We start from the raw sequence: 11,638 nt of genomic DNA, 5'->3' as shown, positions 1-11,638 counted from the left end.
AGCAATTCAGCCGGGATCGGCGGATGCTCCGCCTTCTGCGCCGCAGCGCTGGTCTTCGGTTTGCGTGGCACTCATGCTCCTTGTCGTCATGTTATGCCTCGCACACAGAATTTCCGACACCCTCCTCTGACGTGGGAGGACAGATTCTCCGGATCCATGTCACGTGTGATCACGGAGACATTGCCTCTGCCGTCGGCACCGTGTATCGGGCGATTTCGTTGGCAAGCTCGTTCACCGATTTGATAAAGAGTTCTTGCTTTGCACGGAGCCGTCTGTCCACGAAGTAGTGTGACTCATCAGTCCACGTCTCAACAATCGTAGTCAGAGGGACCACGGCCTCCCGTGGGAGTGGAAGTATGAAGTCGTGCCGCTGGTAGAGCCGAATCAGACCTGACTCTGCAAATAGCCCGCGAAAGATCTGAGCGAGCTTGCGGTCGTGGTCAGACAGTGCGCTCAGCGGCTGGAAGCGACGGAGAATCTCGACCCCGCCACCCAGCAGTCCGAAGAGAGCCGCATAGGGTTCATAGTCCGCGCCCGGATTCGCCACCCAGAGGCCGGCGAACAAAACAGCGACTGCAAACAGAGCCACTTCGATCAAGCCGATGATCACTTGCGCCGCCTAACGTCGGAGTTGACCGGCACGCAGCGGCAGGGCGCCGCGTGGGGTATGCTTTTCAACACGCCACGCGGCGCCCTGCCGCTGCGTGTCCGCGTCGAACGACATGTTCGACCTCACCGATGCTACGCACATGTGGCCCCGAGTGCTAGGACTCGGCCCGAATCGTCCGAATGGATCATGCGCTCTTCGCCCACTTTGCTAGCGTCTTCTCAAAAGGGCGATGCAGGGCTTGCCGACCCAGGAAGTACTTTCGCTCGTCCTTCGCGAGCCCGGCAACAGCAAACAACATAGCGCGCTGTTGCCAGGGATCCATCGCCGCGAAGTCCTCCTTCAATTCGCGGACCCAATCAAGAGCGCCATTGAGGCGCGCCGCCAGGATCACTTCGCGGCGCACGAAGGCGTCTGCAGACTGGAACATTGAGCGCAGTTTCTCGAAATGGTTAATGTGCTGATTGCGAGTGAACACGCTCAAAATCAAGAGCCTGAAGTATTCGCTTGACCTCACTTCGGGCTTCTTCAGCAGTTGGAGCAACCTTGTTCCCACGCGCTTCCAATCTTTCGCTGGAATCGACTGCACCGACCCCAGGTAGAAGCAGATGTTCGCGAAACACGGACCGAGGCTATCGAGATTCTCCAAGGAGACTTGAATGCCCCCAGGATGGCCAATCTGCGCCAGTCTCCGATAGAACCAACGAAGTCGTATATAGTCGACAGGGTCCGCTGAGATGTACTCTTCGATCACGCTCCGAATCGAGGCTTCGGATATTGATGCCCAGTCGCCGGGCAGGACCTGGGCGAACGATATGGTTTTGTAGGGATCACCACCCGAGTACTTCCTGATAAGTTCTAGAAGGGATTTCTCGTTCGCATTGATCGGGCGGTCCTCGATCATCCCTGCGCAAATGCGCGAAAACTCATCGGGCTTATAGATCCTGGTCTTGTGTCGCTGGAGCGTTAGCCTTTGCTGTTTGTCCAACACAGTGGCAACGGTCGAAAGCGCTGCCCTTGCCTCCCGCTCATTCCTGCAGAAGATGACCATATCGTCAGCGTACCGAATGTGGCGCACACCAGCGGACATCAAGCTGTTATCAACCGGGATCAGTGTGGCCTCCGCGATTAAGTGAATCGGGTGAGGACCAACGGGAACACCTCTCGACACGCCTGCTGTCGTGGACTCAAGTAAACCGATGATCCACTTCACCGCCTGATTCGGCAAGCCAGCGGATATCAGCTGGTTTTCTACTGTGTGATGGTAGACCTGATTGTAGAAATCCGCGATGTCGCAATAAAGGATGTGGCTGTACTTGGTCGCGTGGGATTCAGCTGCTGTCCAAAAGCTGTTCCACGCATTTTTGCTACTGTATAGGCCCTCAGCGGGCGTCGGCCGGAACCTGTAGCTGAACACTCGACGTGCTTCTAGCCTCAGATCTTCAATCTGTTGTCCGAACTGGTAGATCAGGGCTGCGAGAACGATCGAATCTTGAGGGTCAAGCTGAGTGGCTTGCCTGTATGAAATCTCGTCCTTTGGCACGACGAATCGGCGACAGCTTCCAGCTGGAAGTGCGGCGAGGTCGGCAGCCGCAATCTGCCCGACAAAGTGGGGCTTCTCTGCAAGGACTGCTTCGACCTCAAGCACTTTTGGGAAGAGGTCTCCGTCGGAGTGTGCGTGAACGAAATCGAGAGCCCATTCAACGGAAGCAGCTGTTAGTGTCATATTGCTGGCTCGTGAGGTCTAACGCGCAAGTGAGCGGCACCCGACTGCAAGGCGCCGCGATGCGCATGATTGCAAACCGCGCCTCGCGGTGCCTTGCAGTTGGGTTTCGGTCTCGACCGCAGTGTTAGACGGCGTACTGCGGCGACGATCTACAGCTCCCATTGTTCCCATGCTCTATTCCATCGAGCGGCGTCCACCGCATCGCGCAGACCAACATATATGCAGGGAAACACAGCCTTGAGTGTCCCGCGCCGAATGCTCTCTGACTGGTACTCGCAGCTGGCCTCGACGGCCGCCCTGGCCTGCCTTCCGGATAGTAGGAAGCCCTCATAGCGCTCCTCCGCGACAAGCCACCGAACCAGGACGTACACATCCCTTGGCCCGGGTCGCACCTTCTCCGGTGGGGGCATCGGAAAGAAGCTCACCTTCTTTGAGGAAGCCTTGACTTGAATGTTTGCGTGCTTCGTTCCGGCAGCATTGAGTGCAACGATGTCGTACGCTGCGGTATTCCGAATCGTTGGTAGCGCAACCATCCCGCGGCGCGACAGCTCCGAAGCGACGTAGTGCACGCCAGCGACCCCGATCAATGCGTTCTTGGACATGGGCTCCTTGCGCCGTCTTATGAGTTGTATTTATACCCCCCGGAAGACTACGGTTAACCCCTCGCCGGGTCAATGTGCTCGCGACAAAGGCAAGGGCCACTACCAACCGGCTTCTCCTAAATATGCGGCTGAATGAACAGCATCACGTCCGTCAGGCTGACGCCCCCGACGCACGCCGCCCTGTCGCCAGTTGCGTGGGCCGATTCGGCTGCGGCACTACGCGCTGTCAACGGAGAAGTCCTAGATGGCGTGGGTGCGTGTCTTCGCGCGTCTTCAGGGCTTGCGGCACCCGCGCGAGCTGGGCGCTGCGGAGGGCGAGGCGTTTCTCACCCACCTTGCGCAAGACCGGAACGTGTCCGCGTTCACGCACCGCCAGACGCTGTCGGCCAGCTTTTTCCTGTGCCGCGAGGTGCTGCGCATCGACTTGCCCTGGCTGGCAGAGACCGGGCGGCCGCGCCGTGGCGACTCCAGAACGTCAAGGTAGCCGGCCCCTCACCGACGCAGGCCGCCGCGAGCGGCAGACTCCGAAAGTTCCGACCCTAACGCGGCCCACCCGGATTCTCCGCCAGCCGCTTCTCCATCGCCAACTGTCGCAGCGCTTCGCGAACCAGCGGCAGGCGGTCGTTCCCGAAGTACATATCGACCTTGTCGACGAACAGGGTGGGCGACCCGAAGCCACCGCGCGCGATGCACTCGTCCGTGTTGGCTCGCAGTTCGTCCTTGATCTCCTGCTTCGCGATCCCCTCGAAGAGCCGGGTGGAATCGAGGCCCGCACGACGGCAGACTTCGACCAGCACGTCGTCCTGCGAGATGTCGAGATCGTCCCGCCAGAACGCCTCGAAAACCGCCTTCGCGTAAGGGAGCAAGTTGCCTTCCTTCTGGAACACGATCGCGCCGCGCATCGCCTTCACGCTGTTCACGGGATGCGCAGTGGGCGGCATCCGGATGATGAGCCCAGCCACGCGTGCCCAGTCCTGCAGGTCCTTGCGCTGGTACCGAAGCTTCGCGCGAACCGGACTGCCGCGATTCGCATAGACCTCCTGATTGACCGCATTGAAGATGCCGCCCACCAGCACCGGACGCCACTCGATCTCCATGCCGTATTCGGCGGCGAGGGGCTGAATGTTGTGGAAGGCGAGGTAGGTCCACGGGCTCGAACAGTCGAAGAAGAACTCGATCATTTGACCTCGGGAGTAAATTGGCCATCGCGCGTGAGGCCGAACATGACGCGCCGGCCATCTTCATCGAGCGGCTTTCGAGCCTCCTTGAGGAGGGCAAGGCCCCGCTGCACCTGCGGCCGTGCGCGGACTTCGGCGAACCACCGCTTCACGTTCGGAAAGTCGTCCAGCGTCAGGCCCTGCTTCTTGTGCGTCATGATCCACGGGAAGCAGGCCATGTCCGCGATGCCGTAGTCGCCTGCGATGAACCTTCCGGTCTTCTCGAGCGCGGTGTCCAGCACCCCGTAGAGGCGTCGCGCCTCCCGCTCGTAGCGCGTGACGGCATACGGAACCTTTTCGGGCGCATAGAGCTTGAAGTGGCCATGCTGGCCGAGCATCGGCCCGAGCCCGCCCATCTGCCACATCAGCCACTGGGTGACGTCGTAGCGCCCGCGCAGGTCGGAAGGCAGAAAGCGACCGGACTTCTCGGCGAGGTAGAGCAGGATCGCCCCGCTCTCGAAGATCGAAACTGGAGCGCCGCCGTCCGCGGGCGCGCGATCCACGATCGCGGGAATGCGGCCGTTCGGGCTGATCTCCAGGAATTCGGGCTTGTGCTGGTCGCCGTTCCCGAGTACGACGGGAACAACGTTGTATGGGAGCCCGCACTCCTCGAGCATGATCGAGATCTTCCAGCCGTTCGGCGTGGGGTGGTAGTAGAAGTCGATCATCGAAGATGCCCTGGCCTCCGAGCGGGTCGTCGGGAACGCCCGCTAACGAGCGATCCTACCCCGGCAGTTCCAGCACCGTCCGCGCCAGAATATTCCGCTGGATCTCGTTCGACCCGCCGTAGATCTTGGCCGCGCTCGAATTGAAGAGCGGCGCGAGCAGGTGCATGCTGCCCTCGCCGACCTGCACCGCGCCGGCCAGCGCCGCCGAAGTACCGGCGTACTTCGCGATGGCCAGACCGATGCGCTGGTAGGTCTCCGTCGCCCACACCTTCAGCATCGACACCGACTGCGGCAGCTTCTCGCCGCGCCGCACATAGTCGCCGTAGCGAGAGTAGCTCGACGCGAGGTCGGCGACGTCGAGCGCGAGCTCGGCATACGACGCACGGAAGGCCGCATCGTCCATCAGGCCGCTCAACTGGCCCAGCGACTTCAGGTAACCCAGCGCATGCTGCGTCTGCTTCGGGCTGCCCAGGTGCAGCCGCTCGAAGCCGAGCAGCGCCTTCGCGATCGTCCAGCCCTGGTTCAGCTCGCCGACGAGGTTCTCGCGCGGCACGCGCACCTTGTCGAAGAAGACTTCGCAGAATTCCTCGTGGCCCGCGAGGTCGCGGATCGGGCGGATCGTGATGCCCGGCGTCTGCAGGTCGCACAGCAGGAAGCTGATGCCCTGCTGCTGCTTCACTTCCTTGTCCGTGCGCACAAGCATGAAGATGTGCGTGGCGTCCTGCGCGAGCGTGGTCCAGATCTTCTGGCCGGTCACGACGAACTCGTCGCCGTCGATGACGGCCTCCGTTCGCAGGCTCGCGAGGTCCGAGCCGGCATTCGGCTCCGAATACCCCTGGCACCACACGTTCTCGCCGCTCAGGATCTTCGGCAGGAAATGCTTCTGCTGTTCGGCATTGCCGTACTGCATGAGCACCGGTCCGACCATCAGGATGCCCTGGTCGGGCGCGCGCGCGACGCCGTACGACTCGAACTCCTCGAACCACGCGAGCTGTTTCGCTGCGGGCAATCCCAGGCCGCCGAATTTCACGGGCCACGCGGGCGCGATCCAGCCCTGCTTCGCGAGGCAGCGGTACCAGTCGCCGATCTCGGGCCAATGCACGCGGCGCGGCATGTGGCGCAGGTCCTTCGGGTAGTTGCGTGAAATGAACGAGCGCAGCATCGCGCGGAATTCGTCGTCGGGCATCGCGGCCCAGTCCGCCGTCTTCGGGAATTCGCCCTTCCACGTATCGGCCACGTCGTCCTCGTGCGGTGCGTCGCCCGCGAGCGCGAGCCAGCGCGCCTGCAGCTCGCGGTCGGTGCCGAAGCGCGGCACGAGCGCCAGGATGCGCTTGAAGACGAGCCCCACGTCGCATTCGTCGGTGATGCCCATCGCACCGTGCAGCTGCACGGCCGTCAGGCCCGCGTCCATCGCCGCGCGCGCGGCGCGCAGCTTGGCGCGCATCGCCGACGCATCGGAACCCTGCACCGCCTCCTCGATGCACGCCCGCGCGAGTTCGACCTGGATGCTCACGTCGACCAGGCGGTGCTGAAGCACCTGGAAGCTGCCGATGGCCTTGCCGAACTGCTTGCGCTGCGAGATGTACTCGGTGGTGATCGCCTGCAGGCGCTCCGCGGCGCCCAGCAGTTCCGCGGCCGTGAGCACGCGGCCCACGCGCGCCGCTTCGCCGATCAAGGCTGCAACGCCCTCGCCTTCGGCGACGATGGCCTGCGCGCCGATGGCGACGTTGGCCAGGTGCAGCTTCGCGCGCGAGCGGCCGTCGACTTCGCGCAGCGGCTCGACCTTCACGCCGTCGTCGCGCGCGCCGACGTACACCAGCACCGGAGCGCCCTGCGCATCGTGCGCCGCGAGCAGCCAGCCGTCCGCCGGATCGGCGGGCACCGCATAGGGCGCGACACCCGAGAGACGGCGCACGCCGCCGCTTGCGCTCTCCAGCGTACAGGCGGCAGCCGATGCCGATCCCGCCGCGCCCGCTTCGAGATCGAGGTTCAGGCCGACGATGCGTTCACCCGAAACCACCGAAGCGAGCAGTCGGCGCGACGCATCCGTTGCCGCGCGCGACAGGAGCGTCGCCGCCACGCCCGCCACCGCCGTGAACGGCTCGGGCGCGACCCAGCGGCCCGCCTTGCGCGCGATGGCCGCGGCCGCGCGCAGATCGAGCCCGAGGCCGCCCTGCGCTTCGGGCACGAGCAGCCCGGGCCAGCCGAGCTCCACGACCTGCGACCAGTCGTCGCGGCCGAACTCCGCCTTGGGCAATGTGTCTTCTTCGCTCGCGCGCCGCTTGCGCGGCACGTCGAGGCCGCCGCGCGCCTGCAGAAACGATTCGGCCGAGTCCTCGATGGCGCCGATGAGCTCCGCATCCTCCGCGGCATTCACTTGTGCTTGTTCCATGTCCTTCAGTCTCCGCAATCCCCCGGCGCAAGCCAAGTCGAATGTCGCGAACGCCATGTTCGCCATCGAGAAAGGGCGCGCGCCCTCTCCCGCCGGGCCGGCTCAGGTCTTCGTCAGCGCGACCAAGCGCTTCCACTTCGCCGATTCGCCCGGCGACGCGGCCTTCACCGCGGCCGCGGGCTGGTAGTCGACGGCAAGCTGCTGCGCGTCGGCGAAGGCCTTGAACTCGGGCGTGGCGGCGATCTTGCCGAAGGCATCCGACAGCCGATTGACGATCGCGGCCGGCGTGCCCTTGGGCGCGAACGCCCACACGGGCGAGCCGACCTCGTACTGTTCCAGGCCTTTGGTCTCGCGCACGTCGGGAATGCCTTCGAGGGTGCGCTTCGCACCCGTCGTTGCGATGATGCGCAGCTTGCCCGCCTTCACCAGCGGCAGCGCCGCCGGACCCGAGAAGCCGATGCCGACCTGGCCGCTCGACACGTCGATCATGGCCTGCGAGCCGTTCTTGTACGGCGCATGCACGAGTTCGATGTTGGCGAGCGAGGCGAGCAGCGCGCCGCCCATGTGCGAGGTGGTGCCGTCACCGGCGTTCGCGAAAGCGATGGTCTTCGGCGCCTTCTTCGCGGCGGCCACGAGGTCGGCGACGGTCTTGTAGGGCGAATCGGGCGCGGTGACCATGACGAGCGTCGTGTACGTCATCTTCGCGATGGGCTCGAAGTCGGCCACGGCGTCGAAGTTCACCTTCTCCATGAACTGCGCGGTGTAGAAGCTCGAGAGGTTGAAGAGGATGGTGTAGCCATCGGCGGGCGCCTTCGCCACCGCATCGGTACCGAGCACGGTGCCCGCGCCGGGCCGGTTGTCGACAACGACCTGCGCCCCGGGGATGTACTTCGGCAATGCGTTGGCCACTTGCCGTGCCACGCCGTCGGTGGCCGAGCCGGGAGCCACGGGCACGATGAAGCGGATGGGCTTGTCCGGCCACGCCTGGGCAAAGGCCGACGATGCGCCGAGCGTGGCGAGACCCGGCACGGACAGAAGAAGGGAGCGGCGATCGATCATGGACAGGTCCTCGACAAAGGGCGCCGCGCGGGGCGGCGGCCCGAAACGAAAATGCGGCCGAAAGGCCGCATGGGGAACGGGAAGCGAATGGTCCGGCAACGGCGGGAGGCGCGCAATCGCGAGCCCCTCGCGCGTTCCGTACAACGGGCCAGAAGCTCTGGGCGCGCGTTGCTCCGGCGTTACTGCGGCTTTACTCCGGAACGAAGTTCATCGCCTTGAAGACTTCCTGCCAGTGGCCGGCTTCCTCGCGGACTTCCTTGTCGAACTGCGCGGGGCTCGAGCGCAGCATGGCGCCGGAGATCTTGGTCTCGATCTGCTTTCGGCCCTCGGCGTCGGCGTAGATCGTGCCGAGGTCGCGCGCGACCTTGTCGACGATGTTCTTCGGCAGCGACTTCGGCGCGAGCATGCCGGCCCAGATCTGCGGGACGTAGTCCTTGTAGCCCACCGCCTCGGCGAGCGTCGGCACGTTCGGCAGGTTGGCGTAGCGCTCGTTGCTGATCACGGCCAGCGGCACGATCGTCCCCGCGTCCATCTGCCCGGCCACGGAACTGGGCGTGTTCACGAGGAACTGCGTGTCGTTGCGCAGGAGCGCGAGGTTCATCGCGGTCACCGCGTTAAAGTCCACGGGGGTGTAGTTGACGCCGATCGACTTGTTGATGATGGCCATCGAGATGTTGAAGATCGCGGTGCGGCCGAGGCCCGAGAAGAACAGCGGGTTCTGCTTGCTCAGCGCCACGAACTCGCGCAGGTTCTTCGCCTTCTTCGCCGTCTCCGCGTTCGTCACCAGCACGTACTGGTAGGCGATGACCTTGTAGATCGGCTGCAGGTCGGTGAAGGGGTCGTAGCGCAGCGCCTTGGTCGTGTACTTCGGCAGGTAGGAACTGGCCGAGGCCAGCAGCAGCGTGTGGTTGTCCGTCGCGTTGGCCGCGAACTCCGTGCCCACGATGCCGCCCGCGCCCGTGCGGTTCTCGACGATCACCGGCTGCTTCCAGATCGCCTCGAGTTTCGGCGCGAGCAGGCGCGCGAGCGTGTCGCCCGACGAGCCGGCGGCCTGCGCGATCACGATCTTGACGGGGCGCTGCGGCCAGTCCTGCGCCTGTGCGGTGCCGGCGGAAAGCGCGAATGCCGCGCAACCCAGCGCGGCCATGCGCAGCCAGCTGCGGCGAAGAATGTGTTTCATCGATGTCTCCTGCTTTGGAAAAATGTCGGGGATTATTGATCGACCAGCGCGAAGAGCGGCTGCGTCTGCGTGCCCCTCTTCTCGTAACGCACTTCCACCCGCTTGCCGATGACGACGTCGTCAGGCTTTGCAAGGAACTGGGTGAACAGGTAATAACCCTCATCCATCTCCACGAACCCGACGGTGTACGGCGAAATCTTCTGCCACGTCGCGGTCGGCCCGCGCACGACGGTGCTGTGCGAGTAGACCTTGCCCTTGCCCTTCGACGTGTGCCAGGTCAGCGAGCGTCCGCTGCAATGCGGGCAGAACCCGTGCGGCGGCCACACGGCCTGCGTGCAGGTGTCGCAGCGCTGGTAGGTCAGCCGGTCTTCCTGGAGCGCGGCCCAGTAGGGCTCCGCGTCCATGATGCGGTGCGGCTGCGGCCAGCCGTCTTCGTATTTCACGCTGCTCATGTCGCGCTCCTGGAAAGCAAGGTCACGGCGCCGGCGGAGATCATGCCGCCGGCACCCTGGACGAGAACGGTGTTCGGACGCTTGCTCGGCGCCGCGCCCAGCGCTCTGCCGCGCAACTGGCGCACGGCTTCGATGTACGTGTCCATGTTGCACGAGATGCCGGGCTGGCCGAACGAGAGCCAGCCGCCGTTGGTGTCGGTCGGCAGGTCGCCGTCGATGCCGGTGCGGCCTTCGCGGTAGATCTCGAGGCCGCGGCCCTTCTTCGCGAAGCCGAGGTCTTCCATGATGATCGGCGCCATGTGCGCGAAGTTCGCCGAGATCTGCACCATGTCGATGTCCTTGTGGGACAGCCCGGACTGCGCGAATGCCTGGCGCGACGCCTCGGCCGTGCCGGTGTGCGTGAGGTTGGGGAAGGCGCCCAGGCCCGGGTAGCGGCACGAACGCATGTTCATGCGGTCCGTCAGGTACTCGTGCGTCGTGGCCGAGCCGTAGCCCATCACGTACACGGGGTCCTTCGCGGTCTTCGCCTTTTCGACGGAGGTCACGAGCAGCGCGCCGCCCGTGCCGCCGCCCCAGGTGGAGCACATCCAGCGGCGCAGCGGCGACGCGATGTAGGGCGATGCCAGCACCTGCTCGCGCGTGATCTCGCCGAAGCGCGCCTTCGCCGCATGCGGATGCTTCACACCCCAGCGCTGGTTGGCGATGGGCACGTCGGCCAGGTCGGCCTCGGTCCAGCCGAACTCGTGCAGGTAGCGGCTCGCGGCCTGTCCGTACAGCGCGGGGATCGTGGGGCCGAAGGGAATCTCGTGCGCGGGGTCGGCGTCGGCTTCCGCGCCCATCGCGACGGCGTCGACGAAAAGCTCGGTGGCATCGGCCGCCAGGCACAGCACGTACTCGGCCTTGCCCGCGGCGATCATCTGCGAGGCCAGGTGGACGGAGGCCGTGAGGCCCGAGCCGTGCATCGTGATCTCGGTGGTGATCGTCACCGGCATGTGCATGTGCGACAGGAAGATGTTGCTCCACTGCGAACGCTGGTCGGCCCAGGGCGAGCGGCCGGTGAAGATCGCATCGACCTGGTCCTTGCGGACGCCGGCGTCGTCGAGCGCGTTGAGCGTCGCCTCCGCGGCGAGCTGCAGCGGGTCCTTGCGGTTGCGCACGGTGGCGTACGCATCGCCCATGCCGACGATCGCGGCGACGGGTTGGGGCGAGCTCATTTTTTCGGCGCCGGCTTCTGGGCCGGCTTTTCAATCGGAAGCGTCGCGCCGATCAGGCCGTCCAGGTCTTCGCGCTTGCGCAGCATGAGCAGGCTCCACTCGGCCTTCTGCACCACCACGCCGTCCTGGTTGAGCGCCTTCATCAGGAACTTGATGACGCCGTACTTGTCGTCCTTCTCCTTCTTGTCGATGACTTCGCACACCGCGTAGATCGTGTCGTTGATGAACACGGGCGCGAGGAAGCGCATGTTGTCGATGCCGTAGTTCGCCTGGATGCCGAGGCCGAACTGGATGAGGCCGGTCACCACCGAATAGGTGAGCGAGCCCTGCACGATGCGCTGGCCGAAGCGCGTGTTCTTCGTGTAGTGGATGTTCGTATGGATCTCGATCCAGTTGCCGGTGAAGGCGCAGAAATTCACCACGTCGGTCTCGGTGATGGTGCGGCCGCCGGAGCGGAACACCTGGCCGATCTCGAGTTCGTCGTAGCTCTGGTCGATCTTGTTGTTGATCAGGGGCATGTT

The 11,638-nt window shown here is 64.5% G+C and carries 12 protein-coding genes; 1 reads left to right on the top strand and 11 read right to left on the bottom strand.

From position 1 onward, the window contains the following. Positions 1 to 169 precede the first annotated feature (169 nt). From AB7E83_RS16310 to AB7E83_RS16300, 3 genes are all read right to left on the bottom strand, one after another. Positions 170 to 610 (bottom strand): hypothetical protein, encoded by a 441-nt coding sequence (locus AB7E83_RS16310; protein ID WP_428571269.1) that lies wholly within the window; start codon positions 608 to 610, stop codon positions 170 to 172. 184 nt (positions 611 to 794) lie between these two features. Next, complete coding sequence (locus AB7E83_RS16305; RefSeq protein ID WP_428571267.1) at positions 795 to 2,255, bottom strand: RNA-directed DNA polymerase; 1,461 nt, start codon at positions 2,253 to 2,255, stop codon at positions 795 to 797. Between the two features lie 227 nt (positions 2,256 to 2,482). Then, positions 2,483 to 2,935 carry a hypothetical protein gene (locus AB7E83_RS16300; RefSeq protein WP_428571265.1) on the bottom strand — a complete coding sequence of 151 codons (453 nt, stop codon included), beginning with the start codon at positions 2,933 to 2,935 and terminating at the stop codon, positions 2,483 to 2,485. A 244-nt stretch (positions 2,936 to 3,179) separates the two neighbouring features. Here AB7E83_RS16300 and AB7E83_RS16295 point away from each other — a divergent pair, with 244 nt between their 5' ends. Continuing rightward, on the top strand, positions 3,180 to 3,419 hold the full coding sequence (locus AB7E83_RS16295; RefSeq protein WP_428571263.1) for a phage integrase N-terminal SAM-like domain-containing protein: 240 nt from the start codon (positions 3,180 to 3,182) through the stop codon (positions 3,417 to 3,419). Between the two features lie 55 nt (positions 3,420 to 3,474). Here the strand turns inward: AB7E83_RS16295 and AB7E83_RS16290 are convergent, their stop codons facing one another. From AB7E83_RS16290 to AB7E83_RS16255, 8 genes are all read right to left on the bottom strand, one after another. Next, on the bottom strand, positions 3,475 to 4,116 hold the full coding sequence (locus tag AB7E83_RS16290) for a 2-hydroxychromene-2-carboxylate isomerase (protein WP_428571261.1): 642 nt from the start codon (positions 4,114 to 4,116) through the stop codon (positions 3,475 to 3,477). Then, positions 4,113 to 4,820, bottom strand: coding sequence for a glutathione S-transferase N-terminal domain-containing protein (locus AB7E83_RS16285; protein WP_428571259.1), 708 nt, complete (start codon positions 4,818 to 4,820; stop codon positions 4,113 to 4,115). Before AB7E83_RS16285 ends, AB7E83_RS16290 begins: the two co-directional genes overlap by 4 nt. 55 nt (positions 4,821 to 4,875) lie before the next feature. Continuing rightward, positions 4,876 to 7,212, bottom strand: coding sequence for an acyl-CoA dehydrogenase (locus AB7E83_RS16280; RefSeq protein WP_428571257.1), 2,337 nt, complete (start codon positions 7,210 to 7,212; stop codon positions 4,876 to 4,878). A gap of 102 nt (positions 7,213 to 7,314) precedes the next feature. Next, on the bottom strand, positions 7,315 to 8,271 hold the full coding sequence (locus AB7E83_RS16275; protein WP_428571255.1) for a Bug family tripartite tricarboxylate transporter substrate binding protein: 957 nt from the start codon (positions 8,269 to 8,271) through the stop codon (positions 7,315 to 7,317). Positions 8,272 to 8,461: 190 nt separating this feature from the next. After that, entirely contained in the window at positions 8,462 to 9,451 is a 990-nt protein-coding gene (locus AB7E83_RS16270; protein ID WP_428571253.1) for a Bug family tripartite tricarboxylate transporter substrate binding protein, read from the bottom strand. Between the two features lie 32 nt (positions 9,452 to 9,483). Next, the gene (locus AB7E83_RS16265; RefSeq protein ID WP_428571251.1) at positions 9,484 to 9,903 is read right to left on the bottom strand and encodes a Zn-ribbon domain-containing OB-fold protein; all 420 of its coding nucleotides are present in this window, start codon (positions 9,901 to 9,903) and stop codon (positions 9,484 to 9,486) included. Beyond that, positions 9,900 to 11,117, bottom strand: a complete 1,218-nt coding sequence (locus tag AB7E83_RS16260; protein WP_428571249.1) for a thiolase family protein — start codon at positions 11,115 to 11,117, stop codon at positions 9,900 to 9,902. Before AB7E83_RS16260 ends, AB7E83_RS16265 begins: the two co-directional genes overlap by 4 nt. After that, complete coding sequence (locus AB7E83_RS16255) at positions 11,114 to 11,635, bottom strand: MaoC/PaaZ C-terminal domain-containing protein (protein WP_428571247.1); 522 nt, start codon at positions 11,633 to 11,635, stop codon at positions 11,114 to 11,116. Before AB7E83_RS16255 ends, AB7E83_RS16260 begins: the two co-directional genes overlap by 4 nt. Between the last annotated feature and the right edge of the window lie 3 nt (positions 11,636 to 11,638).

The organism is Ramlibacter sp., assembly GCF_050250995.1.
In the GTDB taxonomy this organism is placed as follows: domain Bacteria; phylum Pseudomonadota; class Gammaproteobacteria; order Burkholderiales; family Burkholderiaceae_C; genus Ramlibacter.
The sequence above is the reverse complement of the archived record's forward strand: the minus strand, read 5'-3'. Positions and strand labels throughout refer to the sequence as shown.